This window comes from Brevibacillus halotolerans, assembly GCF_026891775.1.
Classification (GTDB): Bacteria; Bacillota; Bacilli; order Brevibacillales; family Brevibacillaceae; genus Brevibacillus_B; species Brevibacillus_B halotolerans.
The window spans coordinates 362,776-380,307 of the sequence record NZ_JAPTNK010000002.1 but is presented as its reverse complement, the minus strand read 5'-3'; the positions used below and the strand labels follow the sequence as shown (position 1 = coordinate 380,307).

The 17,532-nt window shown below is 41.8% G+C and carries 16 protein-coding genes; 3 read left to right on the top strand and 13 right to left on the bottom strand.

The window, feature by feature from the left end:
* Positions 1–44 precede the first annotated feature (44 nt).
* Positions 45–515 (bottom strand): GNAT family N-acetyltransferase, encoded by a 471-nt coding sequence (locus O0550_RS04720; RefSeq protein WP_003341256.1) that lies wholly within the window; start codon positions 513–515, stop codon positions 45–47.
* Between the two features lie 158 nt (positions 516–673).
* On the opposite strand from O0550_RS04720, the gene O0550_RS04715 reads away from it, so the two are divergent.
* Positions 674–1,546, top strand: coding sequence for a lipoate--protein ligase family protein (locus tag O0550_RS04715; protein ID WP_258425693.1), 873 nt, complete (start codon positions 674–676; stop codon positions 1,544–1,546).
* Positions 1,547–1,834: 288 nt separating this feature from the next.
* Positions 1,835–2,275, top strand: coding sequence for a cyclic-di-AMP-binding protein CbpB (gene cbpB, locus O0550_RS04710; RefSeq protein ID WP_003341260.1), 441 nt, complete (start codon positions 1,835–1,837; stop codon positions 2,273–2,275).
* A gap of 150 nt (positions 2,276–2,425) precedes the next feature.
* On the opposite strand, the gene O0550_RS04705 is transcribed toward cbpB, so the two are convergent.
* The 3 genes from O0550_RS04705 to O0550_RS04695 all read right to left on the bottom strand — a co-directional run bounded on the left by O0550_RS04705 (position 2,426) and on the right by O0550_RS04695 (position 4,963).
* The gene (locus O0550_RS04705; protein WP_258425692.1) at positions 2,426–3,493 is read right to left on the bottom strand and encodes a YheC/YheD family endospore coat-associated protein; all 1,068 of its coding nucleotides are present in this window, start codon (positions 3,491–3,493) and stop codon (positions 2,426–2,428) included.
* A 161-nt stretch (positions 3,494–3,654) separates the two neighbouring features.
* Positions 3,655–4,209: a tRNA 5-(aminomethyl)-2-thiouridylate-methyltransferase MnmM gene (gene mnmM, locus O0550_RS04700; protein ID WP_003337018.1), complete on the bottom strand. Its 555-nt coding sequence runs from the start codon at positions 4,207–4,209 to the stop codon at positions 3,655–3,657.
* Between the two features lie 16 nt (positions 4,210–4,225).
* Positions 4,226–4,963: an MBL fold metallo-hydrolase gene (locus O0550_RS04695; RefSeq protein WP_258425691.1), complete on the bottom strand. Its 738-nt coding sequence runs from the start codon at positions 4,961–4,963 to the stop codon at positions 4,226–4,228.
* A gap of 51 nt (positions 4,964–5,014) precedes the next feature.
* On the opposite strand from O0550_RS04695, the gene O0550_RS04690 reads away from it, so the two are divergent.
* A complete protein-coding gene (locus tag O0550_RS04690; protein ID WP_003337016.1) occupies positions 5,015–6,073 on the top strand; it encodes a YkvI family membrane protein in 1,059 nt (352 codons plus the stop codon).
* A 200-nt stretch (positions 6,074–6,273) separates the two neighbouring features.
* Here O0550_RS04690 and O0550_RS04685 read toward each other — a convergent pair whose 3' ends face one another.
* From O0550_RS04685 to O0550_RS04645, 9 genes are all read right to left on the bottom strand, one after another.
* Entirely contained in the window at positions 6,274–7,140 is an 867-nt protein-coding gene (locus tag O0550_RS04685) for a 2-oxoacid:ferredoxin oxidoreductase subunit beta (protein ID WP_003341270.1), read from the bottom strand.
* Positions 7,112–8,890, bottom strand: a complete 1,779-nt coding sequence (locus tag O0550_RS04680; protein WP_003337013.1) for a 2-oxoacid:acceptor oxidoreductase subunit alpha — start codon at positions 8,888–8,890, stop codon at positions 7,112–7,114. The genes O0550_RS04685 and O0550_RS04680 overlap by 29 nt, the downstream gene beginning before the upstream one ends.
* A 577-nt stretch (positions 8,891–9,467) precedes the next feature.
* Positions 9,468–9,728, bottom strand: coding sequence for a stage V sporulation protein SpoVS (gene spoVS / locus O0550_RS04675; RefSeq protein ID WP_003337012.1), 261 nt, complete (start codon positions 9,726–9,728; stop codon positions 9,468–9,470).
* A 116-nt stretch (positions 9,729–9,844) separates the two neighbouring features.
* Entirely contained in the window at positions 9,845–10,639 is a 795-nt protein-coding gene (locus tag O0550_RS04670; RefSeq protein WP_003341275.1) for a TIGR00282 family metallophosphoesterase, read from the bottom strand.
* Between the two features lie 144 nt (positions 10,640–10,783).
* A complete protein-coding gene (gene rny / locus O0550_RS04665; protein WP_003337009.1) occupies positions 10,784–12,334 on the bottom strand; it encodes a ribonuclease Y in 1,551 nt (516 codons plus the stop codon).
* Positions 12,335–12,694: 360 nt separating this feature from the next.
* Positions 12,695–13,354 (bottom strand): RecX family transcriptional regulator, encoded by a 660-nt coding sequence (locus tag O0550_RS04660; protein WP_003337008.1) that lies wholly within the window; start codon positions 13,352–13,354, stop codon positions 12,695–12,697.
* An 81-nt stretch (positions 13,355–13,435) separates the two neighbouring features.
* Positions 13,436–14,494 carry a recombinase RecA gene (gene recA, locus O0550_RS04655; protein ID WP_003337007.1) on the bottom strand — a complete coding sequence of 353 codons (1,059 nt, stop codon included), beginning with the start codon at positions 14,492–14,494 and terminating at the stop codon, positions 13,436–13,438.
* 174 nt (positions 14,495–14,668) lie between these two features.
* Positions 14,669–16,258 carry a DEAD/DEAH box helicase gene (locus tag O0550_RS04650; protein ID WP_003337006.1) on the bottom strand — a complete coding sequence of 530 codons (1,590 nt, stop codon included), beginning with the start codon at positions 16,256–16,258 and terminating at the stop codon, positions 14,669–14,671.
* Between the two features lie 16 nt (positions 16,259–16,274).
* A complete protein-coding gene (locus tag O0550_RS04645) occupies positions 16,275–17,519 on the bottom strand; it encodes a competence/damage-inducible protein A (RefSeq protein WP_003341282.1) in 1,245 nt (414 codons plus the stop codon).
* Positions 17,520–17,532: the final 13 nt, after the last annotated feature.

Genomic DNA, 17,532 nt, shown 5'->3' with positions numbered 1-17,532 from the left:
CCTTTGGCGAAATGTTCTGGGAAGCCAGCTTTTGTTTTGCTGTTTTACAGATTTTTTTTTAAAATCACCATATCTAAAGCACGAATTCCATTTTCCCAAATTGGATAGGGGTATTGCAAAAAGAAATCGGCTTTGATTCCTGTAATTCGAAACCCTACCTTTTGATAAAACGCTAGATTATCCAAGCTAGAATTCGCTGTTCCTACAACCATCACCTTATAGTTGGCTTCTTTAGCCTTCTCTTCCAAACACGAAATAAATTGTTTGCCGTAGCCCTTTCCCTGCTCTCCTCTACATACCGCAATATTTTTAATTTCGACCATTTCTTCGGTACACGGAAGCAAAATGGCGATACCAAGCAAACGCTCCTCTGTATAAGCAGCGTACATATCTCCACGATGCTTATAGCGTGCAATCATCTCTTCTGATTCATCAGCCTCTAACAACAATCGATCATATTCACCTTTATCCCGCTCTTCCATGGGTACAAGGACTACAGTTACCTCCTCTGACAAATCGCTCTTCCTCTCTTACATGGACTTCTTGACTTTCTCCTCATATATTAAACAAATCACACCGAAAAATCCATCTTTTCTGAATACTCCTTTTTCCTAGCAGAGATTTTCATGACATGTGTATAATGGAGAAAGACACCTCTCTTACAGGAGGGTATTTGGGAAGGGGTTTTATTGTGTATTCTGAACTACTGCACTCTCCATTTACCTGGATTGATTCGGGCATCTACCGACAATCTCCGGTAGAACCGATCGCATTGGATGAAGCATTAGCTACTGCTATGAAAGAGCCTAATGCAAAACCAATTATCCATTTATGGATTTATGATAAAGCTTTTTGGTTGGGACGACGTGACGCCAAGCTTCCGCACTTAGAGCAAGCCTTGAAGGCATACAGTTATGAAGGGTACTCGGCTCTCCTCCGTTCCTCGGGCGGCGCATGTGTTCCACTGGACAGCGGTGTTTTAAATATGGCTATTTTATTCCCACAATGCAATCTGGCAATTGATGATTTTTATAAGCTAGCTGCTGATATTCTATCAGTCGGACTTGCTGACTACGGAAAGATTGAACTAGGAGAAGTCGTAGATTCCTATTGTGTAGGTGACTATGATTTTGCGCTTTCTGGTAAAAAAATTGGTGGAATGGCTCAACGCCGTACCCGCTATGGTTCCATTTTGCAGCTCTGTATCAATATTGAGGGTAGTGGAATAGAACGCGGAGCCCTGATGGAAGACTTCTATCATCAAGCTGGACTTTATGAAATGGAAGTAGCCCAGCGCCCTGTTCCTGCCGTTCGAAAGGAGACTATCGGCAGTATCTCCGAGCATATGGGACGTGCCATCTCCGTAGATGAAGTAAAAGAGCAGCTTTATTCTGCTATTTCAAACAAATGGACGGCTCCCAAGGGAGAATTGCCTTTGACAGAAGCAGATAAAGAAGTCGCAATCCAGCATTTAACGGGACGCCTTGGCCTCTTCTCTTATACCGAAGCAGAGATTCAACAATCTGATTGGCGGTTACAAAAATAAATTCATAATCAATGAGGTCTTTTGCATATCTATAAAAAAGACATCTTCTCATTTAAAAAACCTGAGGATTGACCCGCTCAGGTTTTTTCTTTTTCATCTATTTTGAGACAAAATGGGCAGCATACATAAAAGATTTAGGATAGTCAGGACTTATAAAAATTTGCTCAAGCTACTTCTACACTGTTTTTCAACTCATTTCAAATAGAGAAAAAAATGCATTTTTGCTTAATTTTTTATACAATACAAGAAGAATGTCCATTAACAATGAAAGGTAAGGAGGATCTTGCATTGATTAATCCTCAAGCTAAGCATATTTTCAATTACCCGATTATGGATTTAATATTGCCCGCCTCAAAAGTAGCTCATGTTCAATTGGGCAATTCTTTGGAACACGCTTTATTAGTATTGGTGAAAAGCAGATATTCGGCCATTCCTGTATTGGACTCTTCCTATAAAGTGATGGGACAAATTAGTAAAACAATGATACTGGAATCCATTCTAGGTTTAGAGCGTGTGGAGTATGAAACATTACATGAGCATCATGTAGAAGAGGTCATGGAACATAACATCCCTCGTTTACGCCCTACTGACTCTTTTCAACGCGCTCTAGAATTATCCATTAATCATCCGTTTGTGTGTGTCGAGGATGAGCAAGGTGTTTTTGAAGGAATCTTGACTCGTAAAGCAGTTCTTGCCCTCGTGTACCACCATTTCCGTAACGCCGAATAATACAGTCTAAGACCCACACCCCATGGTGATGTTAGAAATGAAGGAAAGGCCCGCATCCAACTTGGAGCAGGCCTTTTATTACACACACGCTTTTTCTATTTTCCCGTAACCAATAGCATGATGTCTGGCCGTCTAGCAGTCTACTAATCATCATTTTTTCTTTTTGTACAGAGTAGCTCCATATTCAAGTGGTGTTTTATAAGATTGATAAAACATGGCCTTCTCTCCTGCTTTAAAAAATGAGTATCTTTGATCCCTTACGTTCGCCTCAATAAAATATGGTAATCCAGACCGGTCAATCCCCATATCTAAGCCCAGATCAGCTAGTGACGTTTCATGTTGTTCTAGCTCTTCTACAATGGCAAAGCATGCAGCCTTCAAACGATTCACAATGACGGGAATACTTTGAGTAGCAAACAGCGAGGCCAGAACTGTTTCCAATTGTTCTGCCCTACCACCTTGTGCTAAGTTACTTAATTTATTGGTAGGGTTTTCTAACTTCGCTACCATCCCTGATATCTTCCATTCATGCAATTGATTTTTTTGAATAGAAACACGCACATCAAAAGTTCGATCCTGATACTTGCAAAGCGGAATACCTTGTTGAATAATGTAGGTTTTGTTCTTGATCCAGTTTTCCACAAACTGTACAAGTTCTTCTACATGCTGAAAGCTTTCCTTTGTTTGCGACGAGTAGAAAAAATATTCCTCTGCCTTACGTTCTATTCGAGCAACTCCGACCCCTACTGATCCGATTACCGGTTTGATGTAGATAAAAGAATATTTATTCAGCATGTCGGTAAAGGCTTGTTTAAGAAATAGCTTGGTTTCTGGAATGTAATGACGTAAATTATCCTGTCCCCACAGTCTCTTGTGCACCCTCCATTTATTGCGTGTGACAATTCCGTTATACACTTGGCTTATTTTTTCTAATTTTTTTATCCGAAAAATCGTAGCTTTCTTGCCAGAAAGTAATCGATTGTGAATGACTTTTGGGATTATAAAAGTGGATGGTACCAGCTTCTTATCTCTCCATACATAGCCTTTAATTTTATTCGTGGCAAAGTTAATTTGATCAGCATGAAAAAACACAGTCTCTAGTCCAAGCCTAGCCCCAATCTCTACATAAAAAGCCAGCCGCTCATAGGTGTGTCGTCGTCGTCTGTTCAAGGAAATAACTTTCTTATCAAGCATGATTCCGATTTTTTCCACATTCATCCCTTCCTACATCATTTCTTCAGTACATTTTTCTTTTTTATTACTCTATGTAGGCCGCAGACAGATGGGTTGCCTATTTTTTATCTGCTTGATTTCAACTGAAAAAACCGAGTAATGAATAGATCCATTACTCGGCTAGGGCTGACGATATCTGTTTTGTCTTATCTTTTTTCAATGGCAATGATAAAAGGAGCTTGGTTTTGTTGATTCATATATTGATAACGAAGCACAAGGTATTCTGTCTGCGGTAGTTTTTCACAATAATCAACAACCGCCTCCTTCTCTACAGCCCCTGCTTCGTGCCCCCAATAAATAATGATCGTCATGATTCCACCAGTCCGGAGCTTATCCAATCCGGCTTCAATAGCACGAATGGTGGTATTAGCCTGTGTCGTAATATCCTTATTTCCACCTGGTAAATATCCTAAATTAAACATAACAGCTCCGATTGCTACCGGAATCTCTTTCATTTGCTCGTGGCTGGTTAATAATAAATTCACCCGCTCTACTACCTGTTCGCGTTCTAAACGTGCTCGGGTTTTCTCAATCGCTTCTGATTGAACATCATAAGCGTACACTTTTCCTCTTTCCCCAACTAGCTGAGCAAGAAATAATGTGTCATTTCCATTGCCCATAGTGGCGTCCACTACCGTCTCTCCTTCTTCTACTCGTTCTCTAATATATTGACGTACAACTTCTAAAACATTTGGAAACACGTAAGCTCTCTCCTTTTTATATCTCTATCTGTAATCCTATCCTTGCAACATAGCATGATTCCCCATATGATCTTGCTTGCTCGTATACATCCTCGTCTTTTGTATTATGAAATAGATGCGTAATTAATAATGCTTTTGCTTTTATATCATTGGCAATCTGAGCAGCTTGCCGCACTGATAAATGGCCAGTCGGCTTGTTCGGTTCAAAGCCGTCAAGATACGTTCCTTCACATATAAATAAATCAGGCTCCATAACCCTCTCCCAATTCATTTGCATCCCTGTATCTGCACCATAAAGGATTGTTTTTCCATTATACGTAAACATCATGGCATAACATAAAATGGGGTGATCTGTTTTAACAAAACGAATAGTGATGTCTCCTACAATTACGTCTGTCTGCTCAGTTATCGGCTTAAAAACTGTTGCTTCTTTATAGGCCATTTGACTGCTAAATTCGACTGGCTCTGTCGGAGCATAAATGGGTACAGGTTGATTGGCACGAATCCCTTCTACTCTTTGATGCACATTCAAACCATACTGCAAAACTCCAACATCAGCAATATGATCTTGATGATAATGTGATAAGAAAACCGCATCTAGCTGATGAATTGGTATGTATTTTGTTACCTGACTAATTACCCCGCTCCCACAATCAATTAATATATTCTTTGATTCTGTTTGTAATAAATAACCAGGGGTAGCTCCTCCAGGTCCTGGATACGGTGATTGAAAGCCTAACACAGTGATACGCATGTTTTCACTCTCCATTTCATAGGATGTAGTATGGTGGACAGGAGGTACTCAATGCAAAATTCATGGAAAACTATTTTGCAGATCGCCTTTACTTATATCGGAACGGTTGTAGGCGCTGGATTTGCTTCAGGTCGAGAGATTCTCGAATTTTTTGTACGGTTTGGACCCTATGGCTTAGTTGGCATTGGCATTGCTAGTCTATTATTTGTCTGGTCTGCTATACAGGTTATGCTGGTAGCACAGCGTATACAGGCCAAATCCTATCAGGAAGTTAGCTTCTACCTGTTTGGTAAAACGATCGGCACTTTTTTTAATACAATCTTACTCCTAGTTCTCATCGGGACAACTTCCGTCATGCTTGCTTTTACTGGTTCACTTTTTAAAGAATCGTTCCATTTACCAGCTCAGCTTGGAATTTGGGTAAGTATGATATTTATTTTCCTGGTAACAGCTAGAGGTATGGGTGCTATTCATATGGTAAATAGTATTTTTGTTCCAATCCTTATTGGATTTACGCTACTTGTCTTTTTCTACACGAAGCCTTGGGATAGCACTGCCTCCGTAGCCGGCTTGCCTCTTGATGAACTAGAAGCTGACGGATGGCTCCAATCTCCCATCTATTATGTATCACTAAACGTTGCATTAGCCCAAGCAGTCCTAGTCCCTATTGGACGTGAGTGCCCCTATAGGCGTACTTTGATTTACGGAGGTTTAGTTGGCGGTTTGGGTATTGGCTTGCTTCTCTTTCTCGCATATGCATCACTATTGGACAATATGCCCCACGTTCAATTTGTAGATACGCCTACTATTTTCATTTTGTCTGGACTAGGCAAAACGATTACCTTTCTTTTTGCATTATTGGTCTATGCGGAGGTTTTCTCCTCGCTCGTTGCCAATCTGTTTGGATTAGTTGAACAGGTGAAAAGCTATATTAACGTTCATTTTTCACTAATCCTATTGATCATACTGCTAATCTGCTATGGAGTTAGCTTCGTAGGATTTAGTTCTTTGCTTACTATATTGTACCCGCTTTTTGGACAGATTGTCGTGTTCTTTTTGGTGATGCTATTTTATCGCCAAATGATGGATCGATCAAAGCAATTGAATTGATATTTTCAGGCGCATAAGCTGATTCTGTATGTTACTAGAATCAGCTTGCTTGTATGGTATGATCATGTCAAAATTCCCCGCCCATCCTCAAAAAAACATCCCCTCATAAACACTATTGTAGCAAAAGAAATCCGTTTTGCTGCCAAGTGTAGATGAAGGGATGTTTTTATGAGGTAAGCATCGTTATACTTGCATTTGCCTTACGCAAATTCCGCTTGTAATTGATTAAAGAGCTCTTCACCAAGATGCAAATCCTTTTTCACAAGGGCTTCTTGATCAAATCCTTTAACTAAGTCCTCGTAGCGCTGTTGCTCTGTATTTTGATAGATAATACCTGTTAGCAGGCCATTGTTCGCCATCGAATGGGACATTGCCATAATTTTATTGTGCTTGTCATAGCCTTCAATGCTATCAACTGGAACAATATTTTGCTTGAACCAGTCATATGTGTTTACTTTATTAAAGGTTACACAGGGGCTGAATACGTTAATTAACGAGAAGCCCTTATGTTGTATTCCCTTTTCAATAACATCTGTCAAACCTTTTAAATCACTGGATACGGACTGAGCCACAAAAGTAGCTCCCGCTGACAGAGCTAATTCGATAGGAGAAATAGCTTGTTCAATCGCGCCAGCAGGGGTAGATTTCGTCACAAAACCTGCCGCAGAGCGTGGCGATGTTTGACCTTTAGTAAGTCCATAAATCTGGTTATCCATCACAATATACGTAATATCCATATTGCGACGAATCGCATGTACAGTATGCCCCATACCAATAGCGAAACCATCTCCGTCTCCACCAGAAGCAATGACAGTTAATTCACGGTTTGCCATTTTTAGACCTTGGGCAATTGGTAAAGCTCGGCCATGCACACCGTGGAAGCCGTAGCAATTAATATAGCCTGAAATACGTCCTGAACAACCAATACCAGACACGACGGCCAAGTTTTCTGGTTCTAATCCCACGTTTGCTGCTGCCCGCTGAATCGCAGCTTGTACGGAGAAGTCACCACACCCTGGACACCAGTTTGGCTTGGTACTATTGCGAAACTCTTTGAACGTCGCCATCTTTTATCAGCCCCTTGACTTGTGTATAAATTTCGTTCGGCAAGAACGGATTCCCATCGTATTTTACTACGTTCTCCAGTCTGTCAGCACAGCCTACATTCAATTTCACTAGGTTGGCGATTTGACCAGTCGCGTTATTTTCAACTACAATAATTTTTTTAGCTTGATCTACGTATGGCTTGATTGCTTCTACAGGGAACGGATGAAGCAATCGAATTTGAGCATGATTTACCTTTAAACCGTCCGCTTCCAAGCGTGTACGCGCTTCTTCCACGGTACCTCCTACAGAGTTGATCGAAACCAACAGTACATCAGATTCTACGCCTTCACCATTAATGCGAACCGGTGTAGGGAATTTAGAAGGAAGCACGTCTAATTTTCGTAAACGTTTATCCATTTGCGCCTTACGGTTAGTTGGGCTTTCCGACGGTTTACCTGTTTGGTCATGCTCTACCCCTGTAACGTGGTGAAGACCATACTTTTGTCCTGGAATGACGCGTGGAGATACACCATCCTCTGTTACTTGATATCGCTGGAACATCGCTCCAGCTTCAGTTTCTGGAAGCTCCTGACCCGCAAGCAGCTTTCCTCGACGAATCTCAACACGTTTATAATCAAGCGGTTCAACGGTTTGCTTACCAAGTGACAATGCCAAATCCGTAATCAAAATAACAGGGACTTGATATTCTTCCGCAATATTAAAAGCCTCTACTGCATCATAGAAGCACTCTTCAACCGATGTAGGTGCCATTACTACCTTAGGAATTTCACCATGTGTACCATTGATCATGGCATTAACATCTGATTGCTCTTGTTTTGTAGGTAAACCTGTAGACGGACCGCCACGTTGTGTATCTACAATCACGACAGGCATCTCGGTCATTCCTGCTAAACCGATTGCCTCCATCATCAGAGACAGACCTGGACCGGCTGATGCTGTCAAGGTACGTACACCACCATAGCTAGCTCCAATTGCCATCGTAATAGCGGCAATCTCATCCTCTGTTTGTATAACTGTACCGCCAAATTTCGGTAGTTTTTTAATAAGATATTCCATGATCTCAGACGCTGGTGTAATTGGGTATGCAGGCATAAAGCGGACTCCAGCCGTCAAACAGCCTAGAGCTATCGCATCATTGCCGATCATGAAAAGACGTTTATTTCCATCTGCCGGTTCTAGTTGGAACTCTGGAAGTTGTCCACCTGTTAATTCATTTACAAATTGTGCTCCACGAGTAATCGCTTGCATGTTTAATTCGACTACTTTTTCACCTTTACGCAAGAACATGTCCTCTACAATGTTTCGGTATCCCTCAACTGGAATACCCAAAATTGCGCTGGTTGCCCCAATGGATACCATGTTCTTCATTAAGGAAGTACCCAATTCATCAGCAATTTGAGTTAGTGGAACAGCTAATAGGCGGACAGACTGTATCCCTTCTGGCAACACTGGGTTGAATTTAGCATCTGCTATGATGACTCCGCCTTCACGTAGCTCTGGAGCATTTACATCAATCGTTTCCTGATCAAACGCTACCAACATATCTAGGACATCCGAAATGGCCTGAACAGGCTTCGTGCTCACACGAATCTTGTTATTGGTGTGTCCTCCTTTAATACGCGAGGAGAAATGACGGTAACCATACAGATAATAACCCATGCGGTTCATGGCAATAGAGAAGATTTCACCTGTACTTTCAATACCTTCCCCTTGTTGTCCTCCAACTTTCCAAGAAAGTTGACTAATCATGAAATTCCACCCCTTCAGCGACTGTGAGAAAATCTACAATCATCATTCAATCCGAACTGCACACATCTGTTCAATCAGTATTTGTCTATGTAATATAGTAGACAAATTGTGAAGAATTTGTGTATAAACAAAACCAATTTTAGACCTAGCTTATTCAAATTGCAAGTGCTTTTACTAAAGATGGTTGCATTGTGTTAATAAATGTACTCGGTATATTAATGATCTTCTCAAGTAATTGTAACATGTTCCCATAAAGTCGCAACTATTTTTACTAAAAATTTAGAAGGTTTTGTCCTTCTGTTGAAGTTGATTCATTAGCTATTCTTTATATCTTCGTTGATTTTCGTGCTGAAAGCAAGTCATGTTTATTTATTTGTTTTTTTGACTGCTTGTACATCTTTTTTACGATGTATTTTTGAAATAATTATATGTAAAAACGATAAGAAAGCCAAGCCAATCGACTGAGAGGCTTGGCATCTAACTCTCTATGCTTTAACAGGCTTGTCTGCTATTCGGCAAATAAAAAACCTGTTTATTCCAAGAGGACAAACAGGTGAATAGGTAGTTTAGTTCTCTATCATCTGGGTTCTACAATTAATTTTATGGCTGTACGTTCTTCTCCATCAATTATTATGTCTGTAAAGGCTGGGATACAAATCAAATCGACACCACTAGGCGCTACGAACCCACGTGCGATAGCTACTGCCTTAACAGCTTGATTGAGCGCCCCCGCTCCAATGGCTTGAATCTCGGCGGCCCCACGCTCACGGAGTACGCCTGCAAGAGCACCAGCAACAGAGTTGGGGTTAGACTTTGCTGAAACTTTTAATACGTCCATCCTTTGTACCTCCCGTCAGATAGAAATAACTCTTATCTCTAGAATGATATTCGCATAACCCCTAAAAATTCCTGCCTTTTACGATTAATATTCGCAAAATTCGAATCTACCTTGTATTATTCCATAAAAGGACAAGCTGCGTCAATTCGAATTCGATCTATCTTTTTCGTTTTTCCTGTGGAATTATCGAGGGTAAAGAGAACACCGTTTAATTGTGTCGGCCCTTCTGCCACTTCAAATCTGACAGGTAATTGTGTTAAGAATTTCTTTATCACTGCGCTCCGCTCCATACCCAGAATCCCATCTGTTGGACCGCACATTCCTGCATCGGTAATATAGCCGGTCCCATTAGGTAAGATTCGTTCGTCTCCTGTTTGTACATGTGTATGTGTTCCAACCATGGCACTAATTTTCCCATCCAGATACCAGCCTAGTGCCTGTTTTTCTGAAGTAGCCTCAGCATGCACATCCACAAAAATAAATTTGGTGCGCTTTCTTGCTTCTTCTACTAGCCGCTCTGCCGTTTCAAATGGACACATTAATGGTGGTAAAAAGGTTCTTCCCTGCACGTTAATGATGGCTACCTCTCCCACATGTGTTTGGACATAGGTAAGACCTTTACCTGGGGTCCCCTCCGGAAAGTTCGCTGGGCGAACAATACGTGAATCGTCGTCTATAAAATCAAAAACTTCTCGATTATCCCATGTATGATTCCCCATCGTGATCGCCTGAACACCCACCTGAAAAAGCTCATTAGCAATTTTTCGTGTAATTCCACGACCATGTGCCGAATTTTCACCATTAACTACAATCAGATCAGGTGCATATTTTCGTTTCAAACGTGGTACATAATCTTTTACAATTTCTCTTCCGGGAGACCCTACAATATCTCCAATGAACAATAATTTCATTCTAATCACCTCTACTATTGATTCTAAAAATGGGCGATGACCAATCCGCTACCCCCAGCAGGACTTGGTTGTACGTATAGAGATGAGAATGTAGATACATTTCTATCCGTCAAAAAAATAAAGTGGCGTCTCGCCACTTTATTTTTACTTCGCGTATTCAACAGCGCGGGTTTCCCGAATCACCGTTACACGTATATGTCCTGGATAATCCAGCTCATTTTCAATACGTTTCGTAATTTCTCGTGCTAGCCTCATTGACTCAGCATCATCAATTTTTTCTGGCTGTACCATCACGCGTACTTCTCGACCTGCTTGGATTGCATATGATTTTTCTACGCCATCGAAGGACTCAGAGATTTCCTCAAGTTTTTCCAAGCGTTTAATATATGTTTCCAAGGTTTCACGGCGTGCGCCTGGACGTGCAGCAGAAAGGGCGTCAGCTGCAGCTACTAACATCGCAATGACAGAAGTAGGTTCTGTATCACCATGGTGAGAAGCAATACTGTTGATAACAACAGGGTGCTCATTGTATTTCTTCGCTAGTTCCACACCAATCTCTACGTGAGAGCCTTCTACCTCATGATCAATTGCTTTACCGATATCATGCAGCAAACCTGATCTTTTTGCCAGTTTCACGTCTTCTTTTAATTCCGCAGCCATTAGGCCAGCAAGATGAGCTACTTCCATTGAATGTTTCAAGACATTTTGTCCGTAACTTGTACGGTAACGCAAACGTCCTAAAATCTTTATTAAATCAGGATGTAATCCGTGTACATCTGTCTCAAATGTTGCTTGTTCCCCGTACTCACGAATACGTTCATCTACTTCACGTCTTGATTTCTCAACCATTTCCTCAATACGAGCTGGGTGAATACGTCCGTCTGCCACCAGCTTATCGAGAGCCGTTTTAGCAATTTCACGTCGAATCGGGTCAAAGCCTGAAAGAATAACTGCCTCAGGAGTATCATCAATAATAAGATCAATACCAGTTAGTGTCTCTAGTGCTCGAATGTTACGACCTTCTCGACCGATAATTCGACCTTTCATTTCATCATTGGGAAGAGTAACAACTGAAACGGTCGTCTCTGCCACATGATCAGCCGCGCAGCGTTGGATTGCTGTTGTGATAATCTCACGAGCTTTTTTATCAGCGTCCTCTTTTGCTTGCGTTTCAATATCCTTGATCATAATTGCCATGTCATGGCGCACTTCGTTTTCTACGTTTGTTAGAATAATTGTTTTTGCTTCATCTTGAGTTAGTCCTGAAATGCGTTCGAGTTCAGCAACTTGATCTTTATATAATTGCTCAACCTTGGCTTGCAACTCAGTAATTGATTTTTCACGGTCGCTTTGTTCTACTTCTTTACGTTCCAATTGGTCCAGCTTTCGGTCAAGAGACTCCTCTTTCTGAAGGATACGTCTCTCTTGACGCTGAATTTCGTTACGACGCTCTTTGATTTCGTGATCAGCATCTGTACGCAGCTTAAACACTTCGTCTTTGGCTTCTAAGACTTTTTCCTTTTTCACTGCCTCCGCATCGCGTTTCGCTTCTTCGACGATTTGCTTCGCCGCTTCTTCTGCGCTTGAAATTTTGGCTTCTGCAATGGATTTACGTAAGAAGTATCCGACCCCAAAACCAATTGCTAGTGCTACCAACAATAGCAAAACTAACAATAGTGGGTTAGATAGATCCATACGTGTTCTCTTACACCTCCTTTGTCTATGACTTTTACATTTCTCATACAAATCATTTTTTTCTTGGTGATTCCTATCATCTTCGTATCTCGTACACAAAATGAAAAACAAGTAAGACCGAAGAAGGAAACATTTGGCATCCATAGCCTAAAAAACAAGACCGATGCGACTCGGTCGACTGCAATCATGATAGACATAGGCCTCATGGATATTCAGTTATGGATTGCTAATCGCAAAAAGTTATCAAACACCAAGTAATACAAACCTATTTTATTATTTGCGAACAAGCCTTGTCAAGGAGTAGACCTTGTGGGGAGTAGGATTGCTTCGCTAGGGAAGGATTTAGAGGATACGCCCTCCCTACTCGTCATCTTCCTCCATCCAGTTTTTTGTTCTCCATTCATTTCTTAGCTGTTGAACAATGGAATGGGAAAATCCTTTCCGTAATAAAAATTGTAAGAGCTTATGCTCTGTTTTTTGATCAATGGGAGCTGTTATTCTTGCTAGTTTTCCTCGTAACAAACCACGCGCTGCATCTAGCTCCTGTTCATATTCTATTCTTCCCAATACTTTCTCTATCAAACTTGGGGCAATTCCCTTCTGCTTTAATTCCATCTTGAGCATATAGGCTCCTCTAGGCTTTAAACGCAATCTCTCTTCTACCCATTTTTTAGCAAATAGCTCATCGTTTATATATCCTTCCCGCGTACACTTCTCTACTATTCGCTCCGCTAGTTCTAGTGAAAACTCTTTCCCTATTAAATATCTTTCTACTTCTCTAGAACTCCGTGGACGATAGCTAAGATAATTAATAGCAGCCAAATAGGCTTTATTCTCATGATCCGCTCGTAAAACCTCTGCGAAAAAATTACTATCTATCTCTGTACCCTTCATCAAATGGTACTTAATAAAGACTTCCTCATGCACTTCAAATGCAAATTCATTGTCCAGATCAATTAAATACACTTGTTTTCTTTTAGAATCCCTATGAACGGCCGTGATTACCCCTGAGGTTTTCATGTTTCCTCCCATTCTAATCGAGACTGCTTTGTCTTCACATAAAAAGCCTGCCGCACAGAATACGACAGGCTTACATCTCTTCTACTCTAAATCAAAAGTTGGCTCTTCATCCTGCTCTGGATCGAGAACCGCTTCTCCCTCTGGGATGGAATTAGGATTCAAGCTGTAATATTCTCGAATTTTTTGGTCAATCTGAGCTGCAATAGCTGGATTCTCTTTCAAGAACTGTTTTGCATTTTCACGGCCTTGACCTAAACGTTCCTCATTAAATGCATACCAGGCGCCGCTTTTAGCAACAATGTCCAGCTCAGCTCCAATATCCAGAATACTGCCTTCTTTAGAAATACCTTCTCCATACATAATATCGACTTCGGCTACTTTGAACGGAGGAGCTACTTTATTTTTTACAACTTTAATTTTAGTCTTTGTACCTACTATATCATTGCCTTGTTTAATTCCCTCTGCTTTACGCACATCAAGACGTACACTAGCATAGAATTTCAAAGCACGTCCACCAGGAGTAGTTTCTGGGTTTCCAAACATAACGCCCACTTTTTCACGCAACTGGTTAATAAAGATCGCAATCGTTTTGGATTTATTGATAGCTCCAGAAAGCTTACGTAAAGCTTGAGACATCAAACGAGCTTGTAGACCAACGTGAGAGTCACCCATTTCTCCTTCAATCTCAGCTTTTGGTACCAAAGCCGCTACGGAGTCTACTACGATAATATCTACAGCGCCAGAGCGTACGAGAGCTTCCGCAATTTCTAAAGCTTGTTCTCCTGTGTCTGGTTGGGATAAAAGTAATTCTTCTATGTTAACACCCAATTTAGCAGCATAAACAGGGTCTAGAGCATGCTCTGCATCAATAAAGGCTGCTTGTCCACCTTGCTTCTGTACTTCTGCAATGGCATGAAGTGCAACTGTTGTTTTACCAGAGGATTCTGGCCCGTAAATCTCAATAATACGGCCACGTGGGAAACCGCCGACACCAAGTGCGATATCAAGAGCTAAGGCTCCTGTTGAAACAGTAGAAACCTGTGAATGTGCCATTTCTCCCATCTTCATGATGGAGCCTTTCCCGAACTGTTTTTCTATTTGTCTTAAAGCACTCTCAAGCGCAGCGCGACGATCTGACAATAGTGACACTCCCTTTCTCGTTCCACTCAACTTTTTCTTATGTATGTATCATACATCGAGATAGAGGGGTTTGCCAAGTATTTTTTACGAACAAATATTCGTATAGGAATTATATAGAAAAAAGAAGGCATTTTCACTTAACCTCCATGTGAAAAAACCTTCTGTACAGCCTAATTATGATTTACGTGTCCGCGGTTTAGCGGGCTCTAGATTAATACGTTTACCGTTGATGCGCGTCTGTCTTAACGCCTCATAAACAAACGGAGCAACATCTTCTGGGACTTCTACAAACGTGAAGTTTTCAAAAATATCAATTCGTCCTACTGATTTGCCCGGAATGCCCACCGATTCGGAAATCTCCCGTACAAGATCCTGAGGCTTCATGTTCACATTTCGTCCTACATTTAAGAAGAAACGAACCATTCCTCTTGCTGCGCCCGTCTCACCAAAATTGTACCCTTCTTCTTCATCATTTCCACTCGGATCAGTATGAAACGCGAGATGTAGAGCAGCGGCTGCAACTTTAGCTGGGTCATGCTCCTGCATTAGCTCATTCACGATTTCTTGATACATACCATTCACAGACTCACTTTCAATCAGCGAACGTAGCTGTTCACGTAATTGAGTACGTTTGCGCTCCGCAATCTCCTCCAAGGTAGGTACGGTGCGAGTAATCAAGGATGCTTTCGTCTGTTTTTGAATCACCATTAACTGACGCATCTCTCGAGGAGTGACTAGTGTCATAGCTATCCCTTTACGCCCAGCACGTCCAGTTCGGCCGATCCGATGTACGTAGCTTTCTGGGTCCTGTGGAATATCGTAATTAATAACATGTGAGACGTTACCTACATCAATCCCACGAGCTGCTACATCTGTAGCAATCAAAAACTCAATCGTACCTTCCCGGAAGGCCTTCATTACTTTGTCGCGCTGTGCTTGAGATAGGTCGCCATGCAAGCCATCTGCCATATAGCCTCGTGCTTGTAAGGCCTCACTCAATTCGTCTACCCCGCGCTTCGTTCGACAGAAAATAATGCCAAGCTCTACATCCTGGCTATCGAGAATGCGGCATAGGCTCTCCCGTTTATTACGTTCGAAAACTTTATAATACACTTGTTCAATAGAAGGTGCTGTTACTTCTTCACGGCTGACAGCCACAGTCTCGGGATTTTTCATATAGCGATGAGCTAAACGCTTGATTTCAGGAGGCATGGTTGCTGAGAAAAGCAAGGTTTGACGCTCAGCTTTCATGTGGCTAAGAATGGTCTCGATATCTTCAATAAAGCCCATGTCCAGCATTTCATCTGCTTCATCGAGAACAAGCATTTTCACATTTTCCAAATGGAGTGTCTTGCGGCGCAAATGGTCTAAAACACGCCCAGGTGTACCAATCACCACATGCACACCTTGTCGAAGCGCACGAATCTGATGGCTAATTGATTGCCCACCGTAGATAGGGAGTGTGCGAATTTTTTTGTATTTGCATATTCTCACTAATTCTCCCGCCACCTGTATAGCGAGCTCGCGAGTCGGAGTCAAAACAATCGCCTGTATACGGTTGTTAGTAGGGTTTAAGACCTCAGCCAACGGGATACCAAACGCAGCCGTTTTCCCTGTACCTGTTTGAGCCTGTCCGATCAGGTCGCCACCCTCTAGTATTTTAGGAATGCAAGCCGCCTGAATTGGTGATGGTTCTTCAAAGCCCATATCATGAATAGCTTGCAACACATTTTTATGTAAAGCTAAATCTGAAAAAATCGTCATGATAGTCACCTTTCTTTTAGTCATTACAGTGAAGCTGCTGGAGCGCATAATATAGAGCATTCTTGGCAACACGCCCAATTATCGCTCTGCGCTGTCCTGCAACTTGCACCTTTTTTACCAAAGTAGGCTGCTTCTCACTGGCGATTCCGATATAGACCAGTCCCACAGGTTTTCCCTCGGAAGACTCAGGCCCTGCTACACCGGTAACAGAAACGCCATAGGTTGTGCCCATCTTTTGGCGAATATTCTCAGCTAAAAGCCGAGCCGTTGTTTCACTGACAGCCCCTTCTGTCTCTAAGACTTCAAGAGGCACATCCAGCCATTGATGCTTGATTTCATTGGAATAGCAAACAATTCCTCCTCGATATACCTGCGACGCACCGGGAACCGAGGTAAGCAGTTGTGAAACAGTGCCCCCTGTACAGCTTTCAGCAAAAGAAATCGTCTCTTGTTTTACTAGTAGCTGCTCATAAAGCACCTGATGCAACGGAGATTCCCCTACTGCATATATAAACTCACCTACACGATTGCGAATCTCCTCTTCAACAGGACGTAGCAATCTCTCTGCTTCCTCCACAGAGGTAGCGCGAGCCGTAATGCGCAACGTCACCTCAAACTCCTTGGCATAGGGGGCAATTGTCGGATTGGATTGCTCCTCAATTAAGTCTATCAGCTTTGCCTCTAACAGAGATTCTCCGATACCAAAAAAGCGAAAGACACGAGAATGAAAGATTTGATGCTCATTTCCTAAAGAAGCCAAAAACGGCATCACATAATTTTCCATCATCGGATACATTTCGCTTGGGGGACCAGGCAACAAGACATATGTAACGCCCTCTTGGGTAATCCCCATTCCTGGTGCCATTCCGTGATCATTATCAAAGACTGTCGATCCCTCAATTACAAGGGCTTGCTTACGATTATTTTCAGTCATGTCAGTACCGCGTCTCTCAAAAAAATCACGAATGTTCGCCATTGCTTTTTCATCCGTGACTAGCTTGTGACCAAGATGGTCGGCCACTACGTCTTTGGTCAAATCATCCTGCGTAGGGCCCAACCCCCCGGTAAAAATGATGAGATCGGAACGCGATTTCGCACGTTCTATCACTTGTAGCATTCGTTCATAATTATCGCCAACTGTTATGTGATAATAAACATTGATTCCTACTTCTGCTAGCTTTTGCGATAAAAACTGCGCGTTTGTATTAGCAATTTGTCCAAGTAATAACTCAGTTCCAACCGCGATTATTTCCGCTTTCATCACTCTTCATCCC